This window comes from Limnoglobus roseus (assembly GCF_008254045.1).
Lineage (GTDB): Bacteria > Planctomycetota > Planctomycetia > Gemmatales > Gemmataceae > Limnoglobus > Limnoglobus roseus.
Map to the genome: position 1 here is coordinate 2,886,949 of NZ_CP042425.1, position 24,211 is coordinate 2,911,159.

Annotated in this window: 14 protein-coding genes and 1 tRNA gene; 6 read left to right on the plus strand and 9 right to left on the minus strand. The window is 63.6% G+C overall.

Translation table 11 applies throughout. The features are described 5' to 3' along the window. Positions 1-72 precede the first annotated feature (72 nt). Positions 73-2,985, plus strand: a complete 2,913-nt coding sequence (locus tag PX52LOC_RS12075) for a PVC-type heme-binding CxxCH protein (protein WP_149110336.1) — start codon at positions 73-75, stop codon at positions 2,983-2,985. A 116-nt stretch (positions 2,986-3,101) separates the two neighbouring features. On the opposite strand, the gene PX52LOC_RS12080 is transcribed toward PX52LOC_RS12075, so the two are convergent. The 8 genes from PX52LOC_RS12080 to PX52LOC_RS12115 all read right to left on the minus strand — a co-directional run bounded on the left by PX52LOC_RS12080 (position 3,102) and on the right by PX52LOC_RS12115 (position 13,201). Continuing rightward, positions 3,102-3,410 (minus strand): plasmid stabilization protein, encoded by a 309-nt coding sequence (locus tag PX52LOC_RS12080; RefSeq protein WP_149110337.1) that lies wholly within the window; start codon positions 3,408-3,410, stop codon positions 3,102-3,104. A 77-nt stretch (positions 3,411-3,487) separates the two neighbouring features. After that, positions 3,488-5,551: a BREX system Lon protease-like protein BrxL gene (gene brxL / locus PX52LOC_RS12085; RefSeq protein WP_149110338.1), complete on the minus strand. Its 2,064-nt coding sequence runs from the start codon at positions 5,549-5,551 to the stop codon at positions 3,488-3,490. Between the two features lie 106 nt (positions 5,552-5,657). Then, a complete protein-coding gene (locus tag PX52LOC_RS12090; protein ID WP_149110339.1) occupies positions 5,658-7,211 on the minus strand; it encodes a tellurite resistance TerB family protein in 1,554 nt (517 codons plus the stop codon). A 309-nt stretch (positions 7,212-7,520) separates the two neighbouring features. After that, positions 7,521-7,829 carry a hypothetical protein gene (locus PX52LOC_RS12095; protein ID WP_218575436.1) on the minus strand — a complete coding sequence of 103 codons (309 nt, stop codon included), beginning with the start codon at positions 7,827-7,829 and terminating at the stop codon, positions 7,521-7,523. A 143-nt stretch (positions 7,830-7,972) separates the two neighbouring features. After that, entirely contained in the window at positions 7,973-8,830 is an 858-nt protein-coding gene (locus tag PX52LOC_RS12100) for an HAD-IIA family hydrolase (RefSeq protein ID WP_149110340.1), read from the minus strand. Between the two features lie 221 nt (positions 8,831-9,051). After that, positions 9,052-10,800: a S8/S53 family peptidase gene (locus tag PX52LOC_RS12105; protein ID WP_149110341.1), complete on the minus strand. Its 1,749-nt coding sequence runs from the start codon at positions 10,798-10,800 to the stop codon at positions 9,052-9,054. 28 nt (positions 10,801-10,828) lie between these two features. After that, complete coding sequence (locus tag PX52LOC_RS12110; protein ID WP_149110342.1) at positions 10,829-11,413, minus strand: hypothetical protein; 585 nt, start codon at positions 11,411-11,413, stop codon at positions 10,829-10,831. Between the two features lie 96 nt (positions 11,414-11,509). Beyond that, the gene (locus PX52LOC_RS12115) at positions 11,510-13,201 is read right to left on the minus strand and encodes a GH3 auxin-responsive promoter family protein (protein ID WP_149110343.1); all 1,692 of its coding nucleotides are present in this window, start codon (positions 13,199-13,201) and stop codon (positions 11,510-11,512) included. A gap of 224 nt (positions 13,202-13,425) precedes the next feature. On the opposite strand from PX52LOC_RS12115, the gene PX52LOC_RS12120 reads away from it, so the two are divergent. Continuing rightward, positions 13,426-13,497, plus strand: a tRNA-Asn gene (locus PX52LOC_RS12120). Between the two features lie 430 nt (positions 13,498-13,927). Here the strand turns inward: PX52LOC_RS12120 and PX52LOC_RS12125 are convergent. Next, complete coding sequence (locus PX52LOC_RS12125; RefSeq protein ID WP_149110344.1) at positions 13,928-15,184, minus strand: O-antigen ligase family protein; 1,257 nt, start codon at positions 15,182-15,184, stop codon at positions 13,928-13,930. Positions 15,185-15,342: 158 nt separating this feature from the next. Between PX52LOC_RS12125 and PX52LOC_RS12130 the strand changes: the two genes are divergently transcribed. The 4 genes from PX52LOC_RS12130 (at position 15,343) to PX52LOC_RS12145 (ending at position 24,178) form a co-directional block, all read left to right on the plus strand. Continuing rightward, positions 15,343-16,404, plus strand: a complete 1,062-nt coding sequence (locus tag PX52LOC_RS12130; protein WP_149110345.1) for a polysaccharide biosynthesis/export family protein — start codon at positions 15,343-15,345, stop codon at positions 16,402-16,404. Between the two features lie 1,274 nt (positions 16,405-17,678). Further along, positions 17,679-18,524, plus strand: coding sequence for a hypothetical protein (locus PX52LOC_RS12135; protein WP_149110346.1), 846 nt, complete (start codon positions 17,679-17,681; stop codon positions 18,522-18,524). 206 nt (positions 18,525-18,730) lie between these two features. Next, the gene (locus tag PX52LOC_RS12140; RefSeq protein ID WP_149110347.1) at positions 18,731-22,912 is read left to right on the plus strand and encodes a tetratricopeptide repeat protein; all 4,182 of its coding nucleotides are present in this window, start codon (positions 18,731-18,733) and stop codon (positions 22,910-22,912) included. 381 nt (positions 22,913-23,293) lie between these two features. After that, positions 23,294-24,178 carry an exosortase/archaeosortase family protein gene (locus tag PX52LOC_RS12145; protein ID WP_168218939.1) on the plus strand — a complete coding sequence of 295 codons (885 nt, stop codon included), beginning with the start codon at positions 23,294-23,296 and terminating at the stop codon, positions 24,176-24,178. Positions 24,179-24,211: the final 33 nt, after the last annotated feature.

The window sequence follows — 24,211 nt, forward strand, 5'->3', positions numbered from 1 at the left end:
CGCACCCTCCTTCGATTGTCATTATCATACCACCCACCCCGATCGCACTCCATCCGTACCGGAACCCTCCCCATGCGCTGGCTGCTTCTCCTCCTGTTCCTCACCCTGCTCGCCCGAGCCGCGGACAAGCCCGTCCCCACAAAGGACGCGGCCGCCGCTATGAAGGCCCCGCCCGGCTTCAACGTGACGTTGTTCGCCGGCGAACCGGACGTAGTGCAGCCGATCGCGTTCACCTTCGACGACCGCGGCCGCATGTGGGTGGTCGAGTGCCTGAGCTACCCCAAGTGGAGGGCCGACGGCAAAGGGAATGACCGCGTCATCATTCTCGAAGACACCGACGGCGACGGCGTCCACGACAAGAAGACCGTTGTCCTCGACAACGGCGTCAACCTGTCCGGAATCGAACTCGGCTTCGGCGGCGTCTGGCTCTGCTCCACGCCGAACCTCGTGTTCATCCCGATCAAGGACGACAAGCCGAGCGGCGAACCGCAGGTCATGCTCGACGGCTGGAACCTGAAGGATGCGAAGCACAACGCCTTCAACAGCCTCATCTGGGGCCCGGACGGCTGGCTCTACGGGTGCAACGGCATCCAGACCAAGTCATGGGTCGGTGCCCCCGGCACGCCGCAAGACAAGCGGACGTACATGGACTGCGGCGTCTGGAAGTACCACCCGACGCGGAAGGTGTTCGAGGTCGTTGCCACCGGCACGACGAACCCGTGGGGTCTCGACTTCGACGAGCACGGCGAAATGTTCATCACCAACTGCGTGATCGACCACCTCTTCCACGTCGTGCCGGGCGGGCGCTATCAGCGGATGTACGGGCAGGACTCGAACCCATACACCTTCGGCCTGATGAGCAGTTGCGTGGACTACAAGCACTGGGCCGGCGGCCACTGGACCGAGAGCCGGGCGGACAAGAAGACCGGCGCGATCCAGAAGTCGCACGACGATGCCGGCGGCGGCCACGCCCACAGCGGGGCGGCGATCTACCTCGGCGACAACTTCCCGAAGGAGTACCGCAACACCCTGTTCACCTGCAACATCCACGGCAATCGCCTGAACAACGACGGCCTCGAACGCACCCCGAGCGGAATGAAAGGCGTGCGGCGGCCGGACTTCCTGTTCGCCAACGACCCGTGGTTCCGCGGCATCTGCGTGAAGCAAGGGCCGGAGGGGGCACTGTACGTGAGCGACTGGAGCGACACCGGCGAGTGCCACAACTACGACGTGGCCGACACCACCAACGGTCGCATCTACCGCGTGGCCTACGGGAAGCCGAAGAAGTTCGCGGGGGACGTGAGCACGATGCCGCTCGATGAGTTGCACAAGCTCGTCACTAGCCCGAACGAATGGCTATCGCGGAAGGCCCGGCGGGTGCTGCAAGAGCGGTCCGTGAAGGACGGCATCGGGGTCGTTGTGAACCTGCCGGCGTACTCGCACAAGCCGGGGGCCGAGGCCGCCGACCTGCGGTTGCTGTGGGCCCACGAAGCGTGCGGACACGCTCCTGACTTCGGGGGCGACGTGGTGCAACCGCTGCTCCGAACCTGGATCGCCCGGCGAACCGGCAGCGCGGAGGCGATGCGGAACAACACGAGCGCCGTCAAGCAAGGCACCACCCCGGCCGAGCGTGCAGGATACGCAATCGGGATGAGCAAATTGTCGCCGAACGACTCCGATCTGTGGGCGTTCGCGCAAGGGCTGTTCAGCAACGCGGCCGACAACGCCGACGACAAGCTCACGCAACTCTACTGGCTCGGCATCCAGCCGGCCGCCCTCGCGAAGCCGGCCGAGGCGTTGAAACTTGTCAACGCCGTCGCTATCCGCCGCGTGCGGGCGAACATCGTCCACCTCGTGCTGTCGCTGCCGAACAGCGACGCGACGAAGCAACTCGACGCCGTGTTCCCGATTCTGAAACTCGCCGACAACGACGACACGCGGCAAGACATCCTGCTCGGGATTCAACAGGCGTTCGAGGACCGCAAGAGCGTGAAGCCGCCGGCGAGTTGGCAGGACGTGTACGAGAAGCTCTCGACCGAGCGGAACCTCGCCATCCGGGAACTCGCCGATGACATCGCCCTGAAGTTCGGCGACCAACGGGCCGTGGTGCTGCTGGCATTCCAGGGCGCGAACGACAAACTGCCGGCCGAGGACCGCCGCCGGGCCATCGAGAAATTGCTGCCGGTGAAGCCGCAAGACTTCGCGACGACGTTGCAGAACTGGCTGACCGATCCGAAGGTCCGCGGCGTCGCCATCCGCGGGCTAGCGGGCTATTCCGATGCGACCATCCCGGCCAAGATTCTCCCGCTGTACGCCAGCCTCACGGCCGAAGAGAAGGCCGACGCCGTTCTGACGCTCGCGGCCCGGCCAGCGTTCGCCCTCGCGCTGCTCGACGCCGTGGAGAAGGGCCAGATTCCGAAGGGCGACATCACCGCGTTCACGGCCCGGCAGATCATCGCCCTGAACAACAAGGACGTGACGGCCAAGCTCACGACCGTCTGGGGCACGGTGAAGGCCGCGAGTGCGACGCGGGCCGAGCAGACGAAGAAGCTCAAGGCCCTGCTGACGCCAGACTACTTGAAGGCCGCCGACGCGACCCGCGGCAAGACGCTGTTCACGAAGAGTTGCGCCACCTGCCACAAGTTGTTCGGCGAGGGCGGCGACGTGGGGCCGGAACTCACCGGCAGTCAGCGTGGCGTCCTCGACTACGTGCTGGAGAACGTCCTCGACCCGAACGCGGTGGTGCCGTTCGACTACAAGATGGTGCAGTTCAACCTGCTCGACGGCCGCGTGGTGACGGGGTTGGTGAAGAAGGAGACGGCCCAATCGGTGACGGTGCGGACGGCCAACGAGCAGATCGTGATCGCGAAGGAAGACATCGAGAAGCGGACGCCGACGAACAACTCGGTGATGCCGGAAGGGTTGTTCGACTCGCTGAAGGACGAGGAGATTCGGGACTTGGTCGCGTACTTGCAGAAGAAGTAATACGAGTTGTAGCCGCAGGCTTTAGCCTGCGAGAGACTCCCGCCCACGGGTATCTGTCGCCCGTGGACGGGAGTCTCTCGCAGGCTAAAGCCTGCGGCTACATTCTTCGGAGCAGCTCAAGCCTTCGCTTTGTTCTTCGCCCGCGTCGCGGCGGCCTTCTTGGCCGTCGCCGACTTCGCAGCCGCCGGTCGGGCGGCCGATGCCGCTCCGCCTTTCGCCCCACCCTTCTTCGCCGGGGCCTTGTTCGTCGCTTTGCCGCGGCCGGAGCCGCTCTTCTTACCGCCGCCGTCGATCTTGTTCACCGTGGCCCACGCGCGGGCCTCGGCCTCTTTCTTCGGCACGCCATTCTTCTCGTAGCCTTCCTCGATGTGTTCGGCTTGCCGCTTCTGCTTGTCGGTGTACTTGTTCTTGTCACCCTGTGGCATGACTCGGCCCTCGCGTCGGAGTGGTTCGGATCGGGCGAACCGCACTCCACTCACGACGCAAGTTCCTTGCCGTTCGCTCAGTCGAAGGCCAGCGCGATCGCTTCCTTCGCCGTTGCGATCGGCCGCACGTCGATGGCGTTCCGCACGTCGTCGGGAAGTTGTGGGATGACGTTCGCGTTACCCGCGGAGATGAGCACCGTCTTCCGACCCGCACGCACGGCGGCCGCGATCTTGTGGAGCAACCCGCCGACCGGTCCGACCTCGCCGTGCAGGGCGACTTCGCCGCTGAACGCGAACCCCGGCTTGATCGGCCGGTTCGTGAGGGCCGACACCATCCCCACCAGGAATGCCAGTCCCGCCGACGGGCCGTCCTTCGGCTCCGCGATCTTCACGAGGTGCACCGCGAGCGACTGCGTTTTTAGCCGCTGTTCGGGGATGTTCAACTCGCGGAAGTTCGCGCGGATGAGGTTGTACACCGCCTGGATCGAATCCTTCAGCGTGCGGCCGTGCAAGCCGGTGACGGTCACGCCGGTGCCGCCGTTGATCGCGGACACTTGAATCAGGATCGTGTCGCCGCCGTACTCGCGGTCGCCGCGGGTCAGCACCGCCAGCCCGGTCGCGGCCCCGACCACGGCCTCGGTGTTCAGCCGGTCTACCGTCACCTCGGCCGCCCGCGGCTTCAAGTCCTCGGCCGTGTGCGACGGCACGGCCGCCGGTGCGATCAGTCGCGACTTGAACTCGCCGGGGGCCAGCGCGCACAACTGCTGGTGCACCCGCTGCCGAAGTTCGCTGGCGAACGTCACGACATCCAGCAGTTCCTCGGCAGTCCACTTCCCATCGGGGTGCAGCAGCTTCAACAACCCGGACGCCAGCCGTTCGACGGCGACCTGATCGCGCCGCGTCAGCCCGGCGTGCATCGGTACGCCCCGCACCGCGTCGCCGAACGACTCGTCGCGGAGTCGCACGAGCACCTCGCCGAAATAGTCGGTGACGAACCCGACGCCGGTAGCCACCGAGCCGGGCGTGATCTTCGGCACCTCCCAGCCGGGCAGGTAGCCGTGCATGCGGTCGTGGAAGGCGCTGTCGATGATCGCCTCCGGCAGCGGTTCGAGCAGGTGGGCGTACTTCGGGTGCGGCTGCGTGCCCTCCACGTCGAGGTTGCCGGCGAACACCAAGCCCGCGTCGGCGGCGAACCCGAGCGACCCACGGCTGAAGTGCCCGCTCTCCATGTAGTCCTTCAGCGTGGACACCGTCTCGTCGCCGTCGCCGAAGGTCGTGTGCGCGATCTCGTCGAAGACGACGACCTTCCGCGTACCGAGGATGCCGACCTGCTTGGTGTTCAGGTTCACGAACAGGTTGGCCGGCGTCGTCTTGCCGCCGGACACGGTGAATACCCGCGGCGACAGGTTCCGCAGCAGGAACGTCTTGCCCGTCTGCCGGGGGCCGAGTTCGATGAGGTTGATGTTCCGTTCGACGAGCGGAACCATGCGCGTGAACAGGAGGAGGCGCGTGCGGCGGTCGGGGAAGGCGGCGGCCGCGTACCCGGCCGATTGCAGCATGAGGCCGGCCCACTCATCGGTGGTGAACTGTGCCCGCGACGCTTTGAACGCGGCCACGTCCGGCGGCCCGACCTGAAACGGCGTGAACGCGCTCAGTTCGTTCGGCGCACCCGCATCGGTTTCCGGGGCGTACTTCACCTTCACCGTGCCCCACAGCCCGCCGAGCAAGAGGCCGGGATGTTGTTCGGTGATGCTCGCCGGGACCCGGACGTTGTTGTCCGCAAGGGCCGGCACCCGTGCCCACCGCTGCCCGCCGCGGAGGTCGATCCGCACTTCGACGTTGTCGATGAGCGTGACTTCGCCGCGGGAGAGCAGCTTCTCCTTCAGCAACTCGCGGTGTTCCAAGTCCGGCAGCAGATCGCGAATCTTGGTCTGAATGTTGGCTAGATCGGCCTGCCAGGTGTCTGGCTTGACGTACTTGGCGATGAGGTATTCCGACACGTACCGCGGCAACCTGTGGAACGCCGACGACGCGGCCAGCGACTTCACGACGACCTTGTCGCCGAGCAGCGCGTGGGCCTTCTTGTCGAGTTCGGTCAACGGGTGGTCGTCAAAGAGGGACGGCGGCTTAGCGTCGGGCATGGGTGTACTCACGGGAGTGTTGTGTCGATGTATTCCCGCGGAACGGGGACGCCAGCGGCGGCCCGCGGTCGGCCGTTGGCCGACCCGCTACGCGGAATGAATCAGTCTACCCAAAGATGTCGTCAAGGTCGGGATTGTGCCGGATGTCGCTCGGCGGGGGCGGGGCGGCCGGCGGGTCGAGCGGCACGCCGAACGGTGCGATTAGCGACTCGGCAGCGGCCCGCAGGTCGGTGCGCTTCTTCTCGGCCATTGTCGCGAACTCGGGACCAATCGCGGCGGCTTTCGCCGGATCGGCACGTTCGAACAGCAGCGTGAACCGGCGGCGGATCAACTCGGCTGACAGGTCCACGCCGGCTTCAATCTCCAGAACCCGCCGCGAGTCGGGTGCGGCGACGGGGGACGGGGCCAGAGGTTTGATCGGTTCGGAGGCAGGCGACTTCGGGGGCGGCAAGGTTTCGACGCCGAGGCCGACCGCGAGGCGGTCGAGCAGTTCATTCTCTTGGCGGTTCCGCTTTCCACTGGCATCGGCGATCTTGACGGCCGCGAGGTAGAGGGCTTTCTGCTCGGTCGGCGTCGTTTGACGGATCACGTTCGCGAGGGCAACGGCTTCCAGCGGAATTGACTTCTCGGTCACCTCGATCATCGGGTCGATGTGCCGGGCCAAGACGGCATCGTGGCTGAACAGCGATGCGAGGAACTCCCGCACGGCCACCCGTTCGGCCTTCGCGATGCGGCCGTCGGCCTTTGCGATCATTAGGCCGAATCCGGCGAGCGTCCGCAGTTTCAGCAACTCGGAGTGTTCGCTTCCGGGCTGGTGCGCGACGCCCGACGACCCCAGGGCTTGTGCGAACAAATCGACGGGCTTTGGAGCAGTCTTCGGAATCGCGGGCGGTGGCACGCGCGGCGGGGCGAGCGGACCGACGGGCGTCGGCTTCGCCGCGAGGGGAACGTTCACCGGCACCGGAATGGGCGGCGGGACCGGTGTCACGGCCAAAGGCGAAATCGTCGCGACCGGAGCGGCGGGTACTTCCGGAAGTTCGATGGGCTCATCGCCGTGTTGGAGGAAGTGTGCCCAGGTGATCGTCTGCGCAACTTGGGCGTGCGGCTTTAGCGCGTCGAGGTCGGCCGACAATGCCGCGAGCTTCGCGTTCCGGGCGGCCGTCTCGGTTTGCTCGTGCTGTTCGGCCCGCTGGAGATACTGCTGAAACTCGCGGCCCTTCGGACAGTCGCTCGCGTCGAAGCGGTGGCGGGCTTCCGCGAGCAGTTCCTTCACCGCCGATTTTACGTCCGCCGTCCGCGACGGGCCGAAGCCGGCAAGGTTGTGGAACGGGTAGTCGATCAGGTCGGCGAGCGTTCGCAGGCCGGCGCTTCGCAGCCGGTCCACGGTGCCCGGCCCGATACCCGTGAACTGCTGAACGGCCGCGGCCGGGATACTCGCGAGGTGTTCGCCGAAGAGTCGCCGTTCAACCGTTGCGTGGTTGGAAGGCGTGACCGCATTGCGAAGGGCGTGGTACTCGCGCGTCAGTTCGGCGGTCCGTCGGAGGACGCGGGTTCGCCACTGAGCGGCCGGCGTGCGGCGGAACTTCCGGTACGAGTACGTGCCCCACGCCGTTACGGCGACGATCGGTACGACCACCACGAGCACAAAGCACGTCCACACGGCCGATGACCTCTCCGGTTGCAACCCTTCGAGCTTATCACAGCCAGTGTACGGGCCGGAGAAAATCCCGCCGCGGGCGGTTCGCGACGGCGTTGGGAAAGATGGTTGCACCGGGTCCAGAGTCTGTCGCCCGTTCTACCACGCCCGGGGTGAACGACGGGGCGAAGAAAAGTTCCTGAGCGTTCACAAAAATCGAAGGCCGCCGCTCGTCCCGAGCGGCGGCCTTCTCATTGATGGGTGGATCGGTCCGAAATAAAACGCCGAGTCAAGTTGACGGGGCGAAGGTTGTCAGGACTATCATGACTTCGCTTAGCGACTGAAGGCTTCGCCGCGGTCCGACCCTCGTTCGATGCGGTCTGAGCCGGCCACCTTCACGAGTTTGTTGTAAACGCCCAGCAACAGGAACGGGGCTGCCCACTGTCCGACGAACAACGCACCGTGTTTATTGCCGGCCGCCCCGAGGGCGAGCGAGGCGACCATCGACGCGCCGGCCGCCCACAGGAACGTGTCCGACGGCAGTTGGGCCGTGTACTCTTCGATGCCGCGGGCGATCGGGCCTTCGCGGTGGCGTTCCGGCTCACTGCCCTTCCGGCTCACGTTATCCAGCGTTCCCTTCACCGTGTCCTTGACGGCGTTCGCACTGTCTTTGACAGCGTTCACGCTGCGTTGCAGGGTTCCCGAGTCCATGATTCCATCTCCTTGAAGTCGAAGTTCGGGCTACCCTGATCCACGCACCTTCGGTGCCAGAACGCCCCGCGCCCTCACCACCCGCCGGATGCTTGGGCCGTGGCGAGTTCCCGGTCTTCGAAGCCGTCGTAACTCCGCGGCGGCCGCCAGTCGTTGCGGGCCATCCGCTCACCGAACTCGGCGAGGTTCTCGACCACGACCTCCGGCCGGTAGGCGTACTTCACCAGGTCGTCCCGTCGCGTGCCGCCGCTGAGAACAAGGACGGTGTGGAAGCCGAGTTGCACGCCGCCGACGATGTCGGTTTCCATCGTGTCGCCGATCATCGTTGTCTCGTCGGTGGACAGCCCGAGTTCCTTGCGTGCGGCCCGCATCATCACCGGGCTGGGCTTGCCGACGCTGAACGCCTTCACGCCGGTCGCGAGTTCGAGCATCGCTACCATCGCCCCGCAGCCGGGCCGCACGCCGCCGTTCTGCGTCGGGCAATTCGGATCGAGGTTGGTCGCGATCAGCATCGCCCCGTTGTGGACCATCCGCGTGGCCGTCTCTACGAGTTCGAGGTTGAACGTCCGGCCCTCGCCGACCACGACGTAATCCGGATCGTGGTCCACGACCGCGTACCCGTTCTGGTGCAAGGCCGTCAGCAGCCCGCCTTCGCCGATGACGAACGCCGTGCCGTCGGGCTTTTGCTGCGCGAGGAAGCGGGCGGTGGCCATTGCGCTCGTGAAGACGTGTTGTTCCTCCACGTCGATGCCCATGCGGGATAGCTTCGCGACCACGTCCCGCCGCGTGCGCTGGCTGTTGTTCGTCAGGAAGCGGAACGGGATGTCCCGTTCGCGCAGTTGCCGCACGAACTCGCCCGCCCCGGGCAGTAGTTCCGGGCCGCGGTACAACACGCCGTCCATGTCAATGAGGAAGCCGAACTTGTCGCTCATGGTTCAGAAAAACCTGTGGTGGAAACATCGACGGCGGATGGGAGGACCGTCGATTCGAACATTACTTGAGAGGTAAGGCACGTGACATTAGCAGATAGCGTGCCAGAATCGAGGGAGCGAAAATCGGCTGGAAAAGCAGGCATTCCACGAACCGACGGCGTGGGTCCGTGCCCAAATGTTGGGCATTCGGCCGGTCGGCAAGGCGGTATTCGATGAACGCTCTACCCCAGTGGACCGTAGCCGAGGCGGTCGTCCCAGGCGGCCGCCGGGAGCGGAGCTGCCTTGTTCAAGAGTTGCGCGACGAGATTTTCCACGTCGATACACTTGGCCCACTTCTTGGGGGATTTGATGACGAGATTCGCGGTGTCCGCGCAGGCGCGCGGGCTGGCAAAGCTCGTGCCGAGGTCGGACGTCGTCGGGTGTTCGACGTGGTGGGCGGCCCACGGAACGCGTTGGCCACCACCCGGCATCGGCGGTGCGGCGGTGTAATCGGTGTACGCCGACGCCCGGCCGCGGGATCCGCGGGGCCACGGCAGAGTGGCCAGAACCGGCTTGTAGACCCCGCCGATGCCGACGACGTCCAGGTCCGAGGCCGGGAGCGTCAGCGACCCGGCCCGGTGGCCTTCCACAAAGGCCGTCCCCGCGTCCTCCGTTACGACCGTCCAGGCGTTCACGCACGCCGCGTTTTTTACCGACCGGGCCGTCACTTCGACCTCCAGGACCGGCATCCCGGCCGGGTTCTTCTTGGTCTTCTTCACGGACAGCCCGACGGCGGCGCAAGACATGTCGTTGTAACAGCTCGGTTTTAACATCGCGGAGCAGTGGACGTTCTGGACCTTGTAGAGGGTCTGTTTAGTCATGACGGACGCCGTCTTCGCCGCCGTGATCTGAAGCGGCGTCCCGAACGACGGGACGAACTCGTGCTTACCGGGGTCGTAGACGTTCAATTGCACGTCGAACTGCACGTCGCCGTTCAACGGCGGCTGTTTCCACCAGAACTCCAAGAGAAGGGTATCGGTCGCCGCCTGGCCCGTGCGGAGCAAGAAGGTGTCCGGGACGTTCGACGCCAAGTCCGCCTGGGCGGCCACGCCCTTGAGACCGTCGTTGCCAGCGGACGCGAAGAGGAACCGCCCCTGAGCGGGCGTGCCGAGCGCGCGGATGGTCTTCTCCAACGGGCTTAGCCCGTTGTGCGGCCCGGCGTGCGTGCCCATCGACAGGTTGAACAACACCGGCTCGGCCACACTGGTGAACAGCCCGCCGGCCGCCTTGACGGCCGTCACCAGTTCCGTCGAGTTCGCGTGCTTGAAGCACGTTCGTCCGACTGCCTTCTTGGGCGGGAGGACGAGCGAGCAATAAATTTGGCAGTCGCCGAGAATGCCGTGCCCGTCCAGTTTCTCCAGGAGCGTGTACAGCACGCTCACCGCGTGATCGGACAGTTCGACGTTGGCGGTCACCGCGTGGGTCAGTTTGTTGTTAAAGTTGTTCGGCCCGGCGTTCGAAGGCTTGCCGCGGTCGATGACGCAGAGGTGGACCTTCGGGTCGGTCTGGTTCGTCCGGTCGAGCCATGTTTGGCACTGAGAGAGTAGGCCCGGGCTACCGTTCGCCGCCGGGGCGAGCGGCGTGCCGAGGTCGAAGAGTTCCTGGTTCGCCGGCCGGTTGCCGTGCTGAACGTAATGTTCGAGCAGATCGTCCAACCGGACCCGCCCCCAGACGTTCACGCCGCCGCCGCTCCCGCCGTCGTCCGGGTCAAATTGAGGCCGCAAGGCCCGCGAGATCGTGTTCGGGTTCTTGACCCGGCCGAGGATTGGAAGTTCCGGCATCTCCTCCGGGTCGAACGCCCCCTGGCGGAACCACCCGTCCAGTCGGGCCGGCAGCGTCGTGGCCGTGTCCTCCGTCGCGGCTTCGACCACGATGTCGAACTCGGGCAAGAAGGAGTGCAACATCATCGTCGTCAAGGATGGGGTGAACACGGTCGTGCTCCGGTCGGGGAGAGAGGGGTCAATCCACGAGGCTCACATTCCAGTCGATGTTCTTTTCGACCACCTTCCACCTCTTCCCGGCGGGTTTCACCCACTTCGCCTTGTGGAGTTGTTCGATGAGGGCGGTGAACGGGACGGTGGTGTCGAGTTTCGTCTTGGCCGCCACCATCCGCGCCTTGGACAGCCCCAGGAACCACGCCCGCTGGCCTTTCTTCTCCGGGTTGGCCAGGAACGTCTTCAGTTCCGTTTGAAGTTCCGTTTCCGTCAGGCCTGCCTTCGATCCGCTGAGGACGACGCACGCCACGAAGTGCAGCGGGTCCATGCTCTCGTACACGGCCTTGAAGGCGTTCGTGACGGCCGAGTACGTGTTTTCCGCGATTTCCAATACCTCCCACGGCATGATCTGACCGGCCAGGACGGCCTTATTGACATTGAACACGCCCTTCGCCGCGTTGTACATCGCCTTCAGGGCGGGTCCCACCCCGAACCGGAAGTTGCCCCCACGGCCGAACATCTGAACGTTCGGATCGGGCCCTTTCGGGAACACGTTGTTCCACGACGTTTTGATGGCTCTCAGGTCGGCATCGGACAAAGGGCTGTTCACGATCTTCGCTCCGGGTAGAAGGGGGAAGCGGGGACGATGTCGAGTTTATCCGAACATGCGCCCGTCGTGAACGGAGAGATTTTAGAAAAAATGTGATTAAATCGTCCTGGTCACCGGCATCGTCGCGTGAAAATTCGCGTCGCCGATGAGGCAAGGCCGCTTGTACTGCTCCGACGCGCCGCCAGTCTTACTCAGCCGCTCCGCGTCCCACTTCGCCCACGTGCCGGCGGGGATGATCTTCGTGCGAATCGGCCCCAGCCGAGCGCTCTCACGCTTGGCGGCGTACTCGATGTTCTGCACGCCGAGTTCGCGGTCGAGCGCGGTCACGAACTGCCGCAGTTGTCCCGCGTTCGTCGCGTCGGATTCTTCGAGGAAGATTGCGTAGTACGGCTCGCGGTCGTCGAAGACCGGCGACAGCGTGTAGCCGGTGATCGGTTGCGGGATCGCCTTCAGCACGGCGTCCACCGCCTTTGTGACGTGGTGCTCGCTCAGCTTCTCGCCGGTGAGGTTCGCGAACCGACTGCCCTTCCCCAAGAACTCGACCATCGGCGTACGGCCGAGGAAGCCGGTGACGCGCACGAGGTCCGAGATGTGGTAGCGGTACAGGCCGTAGAGCGTCGTCGGCAGGATGTAGTAGCTGCCGCCTTCCGTGATTTCGTGGGCTGCCAGGACGGTCGGCTGCTTCGCGTCGATCTCGTGTTCCGGGATGAACTCGAAGTAGTGCGAGAGGATGTCCAGCACTCCCGACGGCGTGCTGTTGGCCATCGGGATCGTCATGCGGCCTTCGCTAGCGAGCAGTCCCAAGTCGCGCACCGGCGTGTCGCCGTAGTACGGCGGCAGTTGCCGCAGGTACGGTCCCATGCTGCCGCCGGTCCAGGTGTTGACGATGGTGGCATTGCTCGGCCACACGTCCTGCGGGTACAGCCGGCCCAACTTCTCGGCGGCCGCCGCTAGCTCGCGCGACCGGGCCGGGTTTGGCTTCAATCGCGGGGCCAACACGCTTCGCACCGCCGCCGGGATGTCGAGATCGCCCCGCAGCGTGCCGTCGTGCAAGTCCTTTAGCAAGCCCTCACGTTGCGAATCCAGGGTGCGTGCCAACTGCACGAGCGTGCTGGGGTTGGCGGCCATGAACTGCGACACGTTGCGGTCCATCGAGAACCGCAGGGCGACGTAGTACTTCGCGAGCGCGTCCTTCATCTTCCCCGTCTCGTGCGGCACGGCGTACAGCCGACGGATGAGCCGCATCTGGACCTTCGCGGTGAAGCCGGTGAGGTTGCCGCACGGGATGCCGGCACTAGTGCGGAACTCGTCCGGGTCGCCGACCATCTGCACGATCGGCCGCATGGCGATGCGCCGGCCGCGGTGGTCGCGGTACATCTTCACGCCCCACATGTTCCACCCGCGACGGTACGCGGCGAGGTATTCCCGCGTGACGGGGATGAGCTTGCGCGAAGCCGTGGTACCGCTGGTGAGCGCGAACATCAGTACGCGGTCGTCGGCGAGCAGGGCATTCGTGTCGCCAGCTTGGACCTTCTCGATGTACGGGGCGACGTACTCGTAGGGCGCGACCGGCACGTTCTTGCGGAAGTCCTCGGCCGTGCGAATTTCGGCGAAGTGGTGATCGCGGCCGAACCCGGTGTTGGCCTGCTTGCGGAGGATGCGGTCGAGGACGGCCGCCTGCACCGCTTGCGGATTCTCGCACTGCTGTTCAAAGCGACGGAGTTGCCGCCGTACCGGCCACGTGAGGAGCCGCCCGACGCGGACGAGGAGAAAGCGTTTGAGGGACATGCACTCTACCCGGGGCAAAAAAATCGCGACCGCGCGAACCTTCAGTCGCGTCCCGCGTCTTACCTGGCACACAGGGGATTATGTCATGTTGAGCCAACGCTTCAATCGCAGCAACCAACAGCCGCTCTCGCGGCTCGCCGATGGGTGAGGGTCTTGCCGATTCGTCGCTTCGCACGACGGCCGGTGCCTCCCCTGCGGGACGCGCCGGCCGTCGCTGTTTTTCTAGTGGTGTGGCCTAACGGTAAGGCGGCTCCCTGTTAAGGAGTCCGATGCTGGTTCGAATCCAGCCACCACTGCTACCCCACCGAGCGTTGGCGAGCAGCCGGCACCGCTTCTTTCATTTCTCCGGCAATTTACCGCCAGCACTGCTTTAGTGATCACCAACGCTCGCGACGCCTGAACCGAAATCTGCACCACCCGCCATCGTCTTCGCAAAATCGCCCTGCACCACTTGGAGGTGGCATGTTGGTGCGATTTTGGAGAGTTCCCGCGTTGGGGAGGGCGTCCGACCATCCGCCCGAAGGTTCCAGACTGGGGGGGGGGGGGGGGGGGGCCGTTCGCCCTCTAAACTTTGCTAAGCCACCTGACCGCGAACGAGACGGCGGTATTTATGGGCGGATGAGGTGAGCGTGAACCTGAACCCCAAGGCCGGATGCCTGGACATGGGCGGGCGAACTGGGGACGTGCGTTGTTTCTGGGCGTACGCGCCGTCTGATAGAAACAGCCTCATGGCGGAATTTGACAGGCACGGACAATGATACTTAGCCTTGCGATGAGGATGAGCAAAATATAAGTAACTTCAAAAGTCTCCAGAGACAGAAACACGGCCCCAATCAGGAACGTCACGAGCGAGCACTCCAACCCGTTCACGACAGCCTTCGTCGATATCGCGACTTCGGGGGGAAGCGCGCCGCATCCACGCCGTGCTCGATTCGTGGCCACAAGGGCCGCGCCCATCAGCCCAAGGTACAGGCCCAGCCCTACGAAACCCGTGTCGGCGGCCACTTGGAGGTACTGACTGTGAATGGTTTGATGCGCGTTCGCATTCCCGTATCGGCCCACCAAGAACGGTGAATTCCGCAACCCGACGCCAAAAATCGGGTGGTCTTTCGCCATCCGATAAGCGGCCCCCCAGGTACTGAAGCGAGACGCGGCCGACGCGTCCGCGTCTTGCTTTTCGATCGACAGAAACCGGTCGCGAATCTCTTGGCCGGCGAAGAACGGTAGCCCGACGAGGGCAAATCCAAGCACGAAAACGGCCGTCCAAATCCTGTAACGGCTCCGGAGCACAATGAGCGGAGTGACCACCACGAGGGACAGCATGGCCCCGCGGGAGAACGACATCAAGACAGCGTGAAGGAGGAACGGGATGAACAGCGCGAAGACCCACCGCCAGCGGTTGGTGATCCCCTCCCACGCGAACCAGCACAGTGGAAGCCCCATTGCCAACATCAGGCCGGCCGTGTTGTTGTCGTACTCGGCGAATCCGTGGGTCCGGATGATCATGAAGTGGTTGACGAAGTACTGGAAGTTCATCTCGTAGCCAATGTACCCCAGCCCGGCTCCGACCATCCAGAACAGCCACCGAACGTGCTGGACGGTCGCGATCAGAACGCTCCCCACGAACGCCATCAGGAAGATTTTGAAGTTCACGACGTACCACTGATACGCCACTTGCTCGTACTGGGCGAAGAAGAGGCTGACCGTCAGCCAAGCGAAGAACGCCACCAAGAACAGGTGGATCGTCGACCACCCGCGGCCCGGGCGACTTGTTTCCCCGAAGGACACGATCGCGAAGAGAATTGCAGGGGCCGCTGCATATGTCTGCCACTCGATGCCCGGCGGCAACGACCACCGCCACAAGTATGGGGGGCGGAGGACCGTGAAGTTGTAGTAGACGAAGATCGACCAGAAGGAACCGTAGACCACGGCCCCGACGGACCCCAAGAGGAGCATCAGACCCATGTAAATCAGTTGCTTCATGACTCCACCCCGGCCGATCTCGCGTCGAACCGGACAGACTTGATCGATTACCCCAAACTTCGCGAACACATCAATCGAAACGATTCAAGCCAACTTAACGAGCTTGCCGATTGTATCGTTACCGTTCCCGGCATGGCCCAGATTACGGAGATTACAACATGCGCACCGGATTTTCAACCATTCGGTTGTCCCTGATCTGCTTGGCAGTCATGCTAGTTGCCGCCTCAACCGGGTGCATGAGCCCTCAAAAAAAGACCGTGCCCCCGATCGTTGAATTGCCGCGGGAGCTAAAAAAGACAACCCAGCCCGCGTACACCATTGAGCCGCCCGACATCCTCCAAATCGATCTCATCAATGCAGTGCCAAAACAACCGTACAAGCTTAAAACTCTCGATGTTCTCGCCATAAAGGTGCGGGAAACACCGCCCGACAACCCCATTCTTGGCCTCTACCCCATTGAGCCAGATGGAAGAGTTAACTTGGGCGCATTTTACGGGACAATCGCCGTCGCGGGTCTGAGTGCTGAAGACGCGAAGAAGGCCGTCGCAAAGCACCTGGAAAAGTTCCTTAAAGTGCCCGAGGTCGAAGTGACGCTCGCGCAGACACGGGGCATGCAACAAGTCCGCGGACCGCACCTCGTTCGACCAGACGGCACGATTAGTCTCGGCACCTACGGCGGCGTTTGGGTCGTGGGTCTGACGCTTGCCGAAGCCAAGGCCAAGATCGAAGAGCACCTGTCGATCGCCTTTGAAACGCCCGAAATCTCGCTCGACGTGACCGGCTATAACTCGAAAGTCTACTACCTCATTTACGACGGCGGCGGTGCTGGTCAGTCGGTCCTCCGCCTGCCGGTCACGGGCAACGAAACCGTCCTCGACGCGGTCAGCCAAGCGGCCGGTCTCCAGACCGTGTCCGACAAGCGGCACATCTGGGTCGCGCGTCCGTCCGAGGACCACTGCCACTGCCAAAACCTGCCCGTCGACTGGAAGGCGATTACCGAGTGCGGCGATGTCCGGACAAACTACCAGCTTATGCCGGGCGACCGCATCTTTGTGAACTCGTACAAGGCGACGCGAATTGAGACGGTGCTCAACCGCGTGCTTGGCCCGGTCGAGCGGGCGTTCGGCTTCACTCTTCTCGGCACAGGACTCGTCCGGACACTAGGCAATCAGTCTTTAAACGGCAACGGTAACGGTTTCAACAACGGGGTCGTTCAGTAAGGACGTCACACCCTCGCCTCGGCCGGAGAGGCTGTAGAATTCCATATTATCCGCGGGTGGCTTTCACCCGCGGAGGTTTCGATTCGCGAACAGAGGGGATAACATGAGCAGGATTCGACCCGCGCTGACATTCGGCAGCCTGGCATTCGTGCTATTCGCCAGTGGGGCGGCGGCTCAGGTTCCCACTGCCCCGGCGTATCGCGCCCCTGTTTCACCGTACCTAAATCTGTTGCGAGGCGGGAACCCCACTTTTCTCAACTACTACGGGTTCGTCCGTCCACAGTTGGACGCTCAGCAGGCGTTCCAATCGTTGCAGGGTCAGGTACAGTCACTAGCCACCACGCAGAACGCGACTGCAATCGGGGCCGATGGCCAACCACTGCCGGTTACCGGTCAGCCGTTTGGCTATTTCAACCATCGTTCGTATTTCTTGAATAATCGAGGCGGCTCCGGTGGCGGGTTTGGCAGCGGTGGAGGGAACTTCGGCGGGGGAAGTTTCGGAGCAGGGAATGTCGGCAACCGCGGCGTGAACACGGGAAATCAGATGGCTAGACCTCAAGGGGTCGGCAATTTTCGGTAAAGTTCGGGTGAAGGCGATGAAGCAGACGTGTAAAGACTCGGAATCATTCTGAAGGGATTGTTCGCGAATTTCGGATTGGGTCGGTTTTCCGGCTAGACAAGTCCTGCGCGTCCTGGCATAATTTTCCTAAGGTAACACGAATTTTGTTGTCCAGGACTCATGACGTGCCCCGGCTGATGTCCCGTACTCTGTTGACGGCGGTCGCCCTTGCGGTGTCGAGCCTGTTTTGCTCGCAGCAAGTGCACGCCGCCCACTCGATGACAGCTCCGACGAAATCGACCCATCTGGACGAAGGCCAGCACGATTTTAACGGACCAGATCCACTATCGCCCGATCAACCTCGGCTATCGCTGGCTGAAGAGCAGCCGGGCGATTCGAGCAGTTCTTCCAGCAGCAGTTCGGGCTCCCAATCGAATTCTTCGCAATCGAATGTGTGTCTAACGTCCTCGGCGCTGTCCATTCAGGGGACGAACATCTCCGGTGTGGTGGTGCCTCCACGCGGTCTATTCGTGCGTTCGGCCGACCCGGCCGGGATTTTTGAGCCCCCGCGATTTTTGGTGTGATGGTCTCTCCGCGCTCGCACGCTCTTGCCCGAGGTGTCCGCAGGGAAATAGTCTTCTTCGTAACCATCAACATCATTTCTCGTCAGCGATTTGCCTCGCTATTCGAGAGCAACCACAAGGGTATTTGACCAATGAAATCGCTCCGCAAAGTATTCCTGACATCTTTTGCCTTCCTCGGTTTGTGCGTGTTTGCCGGCCGATCGGATGCCACGTTCCAGGTCAATATTGCCGCTACTTCCTACAGCAGTGTGACTGTCACCGATCAGGTATTTGTCACACCCACGATGACCGGAGATGGGGCGATTGGTCTGAACGCCATAACTGCTGCAAGCCCAGTCCCAATGACCAGTTTGACAACTGGTATCATTTTCAACATCACAGGTGGCGGCCTCACGGGCGCATACTTCGAAGTTCAATTTTCGGCAAATACGACAGGTTCGGCCACTCCGTATGCGTTAAACACCACTACTGCGAACGTCATCTATCACCCCGGCGCAGCAGCTTTGTCTGGTGCCGATGCCGCTAAATTAACGAACACAACGTTCACGATCACAATCACGGACACTGGGTTGACCGCTCCGACCGGTCCGCAAATCTCAATGACCAACAGCCTGACCGCGATTGGCAGCGGCTTAAGCCCGGCCTCTCCTAGCAGTGCCACCTATTCGGCCACTGCTGGAACGTTGACAACGACTACTGCGAATATCTCAGTCGCCACCAATGGATTTTCCTATAACAGTAACCCTCCGTCCGCGACTGGTTCGGTTCCAAATCCTTATGTGGTGCAGGCAACTTTGACGTTGAATCCGATTTTTGCGAATAATACCGCGCAACAAAACCTCTTCAGCACGGCATCGACCAGTCTGGCCGCTGTAGTTCCGGCTCCGCCGGCGTTGTTGCTCGGCGTGATTGGGATGCCGGCCTTGGCCCTCGCTCGCCGGTTCCGCCGCACGACCGGGAATACGCTCGCGGCATAAGTCGCGACAAAACTATAACCGTTGAGGGGTCACCTGATCTTCAAGGTGACCCCATTTTTTTGGAACGATCACTAAATTGAATTCGTCTAAATCTTAATCCTTTGCTCACCCGTATCGAAGGAGTCTTCTAGCCTGCACGACCAGACCGGACATGACGGAATTGGTTTCGAAAATTGTGATTGTAGACACCATTGAGATAGCACCCTGTGTTCAAACGCCGCCTAAACTACCGATTTATCCTGTTCTCCCTCGCAATTCTTGGCCTGCTCGTCTTGAGCAGTCGATACGTCCACGCCTGGCAGACCCGCAAGAACGCGGGCAGTCTTAAGACCCGGGCGGAAGAAGCGGTCGCCGCTGGGGATAAAGGGAAGGCTGTTGGTTACTACGACCGCTACCTGAAATTCCGGCCCGACGACGTCGAGGCGCGGAAGGAATTCGCCCTACTCTTTTCGGACATCTCTTCCGACCGTGAAAGCCTTAGCCGCAGTTACCGGCTGCTCGAAGACGTCCTCCGCGCGCAGCCCGGGGATCTGACGATTCGCCGCAAGACTGCGGACCTAGCCTTGGCCCTCAACCGCCCGAACGACGCGAAAGTTCACCTCGAAGAGTTGCTGAAGGCCTCGCCGAAAGACGCCGCCACCCTGGAGCAACTCGGCCTGTGCGAGGAGATGGCCGGGAAACCGGAGTCGGCAATCAAGCGGTTCGAGGGAGCCTTGGCGTCCGAACCGGGCCGCGTGGCGATTTACCCCCGGGTTGCGAACCTCTACCGTCGGACGGGCAAGCCGGAAGAGGGCGACAAGGCGATGGACCGCATGGTCGCGGCCAACCCCGATTCGCCGCAGGCGCTGTCGTCCCGCGCCCGGTATCTGCAGAGTCTAGGGCTGCTGGACGCCGCGGCCAAAGACGCCGCCGCGGTCCGCACGCGGTTGGCCCCTGATGAGCAGGACACAATCCTCGTCGTCGCCGAGTTGGCCTTGGGCAAGGCCGACACGGCAACCGCTCGCGCCGAATTCGAACGCGGTCGAAAGCTCTATCCGAAGGATCTGCGGTTCGCCATTGGCGTGATCCGACTCGACCTCGCCGCCGGACGGTTGGACGCGGCCATCCCCGCTCTGAAGGCGGCAACGGCGGCCATACCCGACCAGTCGGGCGACTTGTGGATGCTCGCCGACCTGTGCATCACGGCGGGCGAGCCGGACGAGGCCCGCAAGCTGATCGCGCGGCTGTCGAAGGGGAACTCGCTGCCGGTCGCCGTCCGCTACCTGGACGCCCGGCTCCTGCTCAGCGAACAGAAGTGGCTAGCTGCCTCGGAGCAGTTGACGCGGTGTCGCCCCGATCTGAGTTTGCTCCCGGATCTCGCGTTCCAGGTGGAGATGCTCCTCGTCGCTTGCTACACGGAACTGGATCAACCGGACAAGCGGCTTGAGGCGGCAAAGGCTGCGGTCAAGATTGGCCCGATCTCGCTCCCCGCCCGCCAGGCCGTCGCCGAGGCCCGCTTGGCCACCGGGAGCACCAGCGAGGCTCTGGACGACTTCCAACAACTCGCGGGCCGGTCGGCCGCGTGTCGTTTCGCCGCGGTGCGGCTGGCGATATGGCTGAACCGTTCCCGGCCGCAACCGGACTGGGATGGGCCGGCTCAAATGCTCGCGGCAACGCCCGCCGAGGCCCAAACTTCAGCCGACTTCCATTTGTTGACGGCCGAACTCCTAGTAGCCCGCAAGAAACTGGACGACTCCCAAAAGGCGAAGGATTTCTCCGAGGCCCGAAAAATTCTTGAAGGCGCCCGCACCGTGGCGCCTAAAGAAATCGCGTTCTGGCTCGCGCTGGCGAATCTGGAGAGGCTAGAGAAAGGGGCGACCGCCGGCCTGGACGTTCTCGATCAGGCCGAAAAAGCGATAGGTGACAGTGTTGTGCTGCGACTCGCACGGGCCGCCTCCTGGACGGCCCAGCGGGTTCCAGCGGACCGGCTCAAGGGCCTCGAAAATAAGATCGATTCGTTCGCGCCGAAGGAACAATCGCAATTGTTGATCGGCTTGGCGGACGCCTACTCCGTTTTGGGGTCCGAAACGGATGCCCGGCGGTTGCTCGGGGAATTGACCCGTCGCCAGCCGAACAACCTGGCGTTCCACACCCGACTCTTCGACCACGTGGTGTGGCGAGACGATCCGAAAGACTTGGGAGTGATGGTCGAAACGATCCGTCGCTTGGAAGGAGAAGACGGGGTGGCGTGGCGGTACGCCGACGCGGTCCGGCACGCGGCAGTGGCATGGCGAGACAATAGCCCACCGGAAACCGCTCTGGCTCGCAGACGTCTCGCCGAGATCGCCCCCCGGCGGCCGCAGTGGGGCCGTGTCCCGCTCCTCGATGCGGAACTGGAAGACCGGGCGGGGAACGTGGAAGCCGCGATCGAGAAGTACCGCCGGGCCATTCAACTGGGCGTGCGGGCCATCCCCGTTGTGAAGCGCGCCGTGGAACTGCTAATGGCCCGACGGCGGTTCGACGAAGCGCGAGAGGTATTAACCGTCGCCGCGACGGAACAGGTTTCGCCAGAGTACGACCGCTTGTCCACGGTCCTCTCTCTGAATCGGCACGAACCACAGGAGGCAACGCTGGCGCTAGCCGCGGCCGCGGTCAAGGTCGATTCCCCCGAGCCGCGCGACCAGGCTTGGCGGGGGATGATCCTGGCGAGCCTGGGGAAGACGGAGGAAGCCGAGGCGGCGCTGCGACAGGCGGTCAAACTCGGCCCGACCGACGCGGCAAACTGGGTCGCCCTGGTTTCGTTCCTAGCCGGCGAGAACAAGAAGGCCGACGCCCTCGACATGACCAAACTCGCCGAGTCTCGGGTGTCGGCGGCCCAGCGGGCTGCCTGCCTCGCCCGGTGTTACTCCGCTCTGGGCGACCGCGAGACGGCGGCCAAACACTACGAGGCTCTCGGCCAGCAGTCGCCGAACGACCCGGCGGTCCAGCGTGAGTTGTGCGAATTCCACCTCCGGTTTGGCGAACTGGAGAAGGCCGAGCGGCTCCTCCGGACGATCATGGACCGGCCCGAAACCGCGGTTTGGGCACGCCGGTCGCTGGCCGTGTTGTTGGCAACGCGGGGCGACTACGCCAAGGGGACGGAAGCCCTGGAGTTGTTGGGGGCGAACCTTCGCGAGCGGCCGGATTCGCCGGAAGACCAGCGGGCCAAGGCGATCGTCCTGGCCACCCGCCCCGGCGGGCGGCGGCAGTCGATCCAAACCCTAGAAGCGTCGTTCGTCCGGATGCGGGCGACCCCGGCAGAGGAGTTCCTGCTCGCCCAACTGTACGAGGCGGACGGCAACTGGCCGAAGGCCAAAGAGTTGTACCTCGGGCTGCTGACCACCCGCGGGGCTGGCAACGCCGTCTATTATTCGCGGTTCGTACTGAGTCTCATTCGGGCCAAGGAACTCGACGCGGCCACGACGTGGCTGCAACAACTGGAGGCCCTGCCCGACCAAGCCGCAGCCCCTCAAACAACAGAGTTGAAAGCCCGCCTTGCTCGGGCGCAGAACAAACCGGGCGTGGCCCTCCAACTGCTCACCGACTTTGCCGAGCGGGACTTCCAGAAGCGGAAACAGCCGAGCACGTTCTGGACCGTCGGCCGTCTTTTGGCGGAACTCGGCCTTGGGCAGGAAGGCGAAGCGATGATGAACCGCTTCGTCGCCGCGACCGAGGCGCAGACCCCTGCGGTCTACCTGGAACTGGCGGCCTTCCTGGCCCGCGAGAACAAGGTGGACGCCGCCGTGAACGCGCTGGATCGGGCCGTGTCGCGGGGGGTCAGCCCGGAGAAGGTCGGCCAACTCGCCGTCGGCGTGGTCCGCCTAGGCCAACCGACGGAGGCCGACTTCGGCCGGGTCGAGGCGCTGCTGTCCCGTGCGCAACAAGCGCGGCCGACGTCCGTGGACCTGCTCATTTCGAGCGCCGACTTGCTCGACGCCCGCGGCCGGTACGACGAGGCCATTGCCCGGTACCGAGCGATCCTGGAAACCGCCCCGCGGAACGCCCTGGCCCTGAACAATCTGGCCTGGCTCCTAAGTCTCCACGCCAAGCAGCACGATGAGGCGCTGACGGCCGTGGCGCGGGCGATCGAGGCCGCCGGACCGGTCGCCATCTATCTCGACACTCGCAGCCTTATTGAGATGCGAAAGGGGCAAGGGGAACGCGCCCAGCAGGACCTAACGGCGGCCATCGCACAAGGGACACGGCCGGATTTCCTATTCCACTTGGCTCTCGTCCACGAGGCGAACGGCAACCTGACCGATGCGAGGTACTGGTGCCGCAAAGCTTTGCAAGATGGGTTGTCCGCAAAGGACCTTCACGCCTTGGAGCGGGCCGACTTCGATCGCCTGACGAATACGCTGGGGAAATAAAGCGTTGGGGGCCATTTACATCCCTGAGAGTTTTGGAAGGTGCAGTGATGCACGCTGTTTACTCCGATCGCATCGTGAATCGATCTGAGACAAAAGGGACGGTATTTGGCTTTCCAACCAGAGGGGTGGGCGAATAAAATTCTGGAAGAAGCGAAAATTTCGCGCCTAACCATACTCGGCATGGTGTGACTCTCCCCCTCTCCCGGTGTGATTGAGACTTGCTCTGGTCTGCAATGCAATGATTGACGAACGATCCAATTTCCGCCGCCGTCTGCCTACGGACGGCGGCGGAAATTGACATTCGGGCGGGGCGTTTTTGAACTACGGTTGGAGTCGGTGATGCGGCGCGTCGGCGATCGCGGTTCTTCAGAGAGTGTTGACATGAGGGGTTCCCGAGTTTGGTTCGCAGTGGGGGCAGCGATTCTGGCGGCCGTGGCGGCGTGGGGGTTCGCTCCCGTGTTCCGCGCGCTGACTGCGAAGTGGTCGTCGGACCCGCAGTACTCGCACGGCTACCTAGTACCCGCGCTGGCGGGCGTGATCCTCTACGTGCGGCGGGACCGGCTTCGCGGTGCGGCGCCGACTTGCAGCCCAGTTGGGCTGCCGTTCATCGTCGCCGGGGCCGCTTTGTACATCGCTGGCGGCCACCTCCAGTTCGACTGGCTCAGTGGCATCGCTCTCGTTCCCCTGGCCCTCGGGTTGCTCGGGATTTTGGGCGGCGGGCCGGGGTTTGCGTGGGGCTGGCCGGCCGCGTTGTTCCTTGCGTACATGGTGCCGTTGCCGTATCAGATCGAAACCGGGCTATCGCTCCCGCTACGGTCCCTGGCGACCCAAGGCAGCACGTGGCTACTCCAACTCTTGGGGTTGGCCGCCGTCCCCGAGGGCAACGTCATCCTCCTTGAACACGGTCGCGTGTCGGTCGCGGAGGCGTGTAGCGGCCTGAGCATGTTCCTGACCTTCTTCGCCCTGGCGACGGTCGTGTTGATCGTGGCCCGCCCCCCCGTGTTGGAGTCGGTCGCCGTAATGGTCAGCGTGCCGGCGATCGCCGTCGCTTCGAACGTCGTCCGGATCACGGCGACCGGGCTCGTTGCGAACGCTTGGGGGCCGGAAGTCGCCCACGATTGGGTCCACGATCAGGCCGGCTGGTTTATGATGCCCGTTGCCTTGGCACTGCTGTTCCTCGAACTCTGGATGATCGGCCGGGCGTGCCCGGTTGACACGGCGGAACCGAAACCGTTGGCGGGCCTCCTCCTGCCGGCCCCCGCATAAGGCCGCAGTGGCCCAAACCCTCTGGCATACGCT

Bases quoted from the DNA above. Each gene is read 5' to 3' on its own strand.
- PX52LOC_RS12135 (WP_149110346.1), top strand. From the start codon at position 17,679: ATGAAATCGCTCCGCAAAGTATTCCTGACATCTTTTGCCTTCCTCGGT.
- PX52LOC_RS12075 (WP_149110336.1), top strand. From the start codon at position 73: ATGCGCTGGCTGCTTCTCCTCCTGTTCCTCACCCTGCTCGCCCGAGCC.
- PX52LOC_RS12115 (WP_149110343.1), bottom strand. From the start codon at position 13,201: ATGTCCCTCAAACGCTTTCTCCTCGTCCGCGTCGGGCGGCTCCTCACG.
- PX52LOC_RS12080 (WP_149110337.1), bottom strand. From the start codon at position 3,410: ATGCCACAGGGTGACAAGAACAAGTACACCGACAAGCAGAAGCGGCAA.
- brxL (WP_149110338.1), bottom strand. From the start codon at position 5,551: ATGCCCGACGCTAAGCCGCCGTCCCTCTTTGACGACCACCCGTTGACC.
- PX52LOC_RS12100 (WP_149110340.1), bottom strand. From the start codon at position 8,830: ATGAGCGACAAGTTCGGCTTCCTCATTGACATGGACGGCGTGTTGTAC.
- PX52LOC_RS12125 (WP_149110344.1), bottom strand. From the start codon at position 15,184: ATGAAGCAACTGATTTACATGGGTCTGATGCTCCTCTTGGGGTCCGTC.
- PX52LOC_RS12145 (WP_168218939.1), top strand. From the start codon at position 23,294: ATGAGGGGTTCCCGAGTTTGGTTCGCAGTGGGGGCAGCGATTCTGGCG.
- PX52LOC_RS12130 (WP_149110345.1), top strand. From the start codon at position 15,343: ATGCGCACCGGATTTTCAACCATTCGGTTGTCCCTGATCTGCTTGGCA.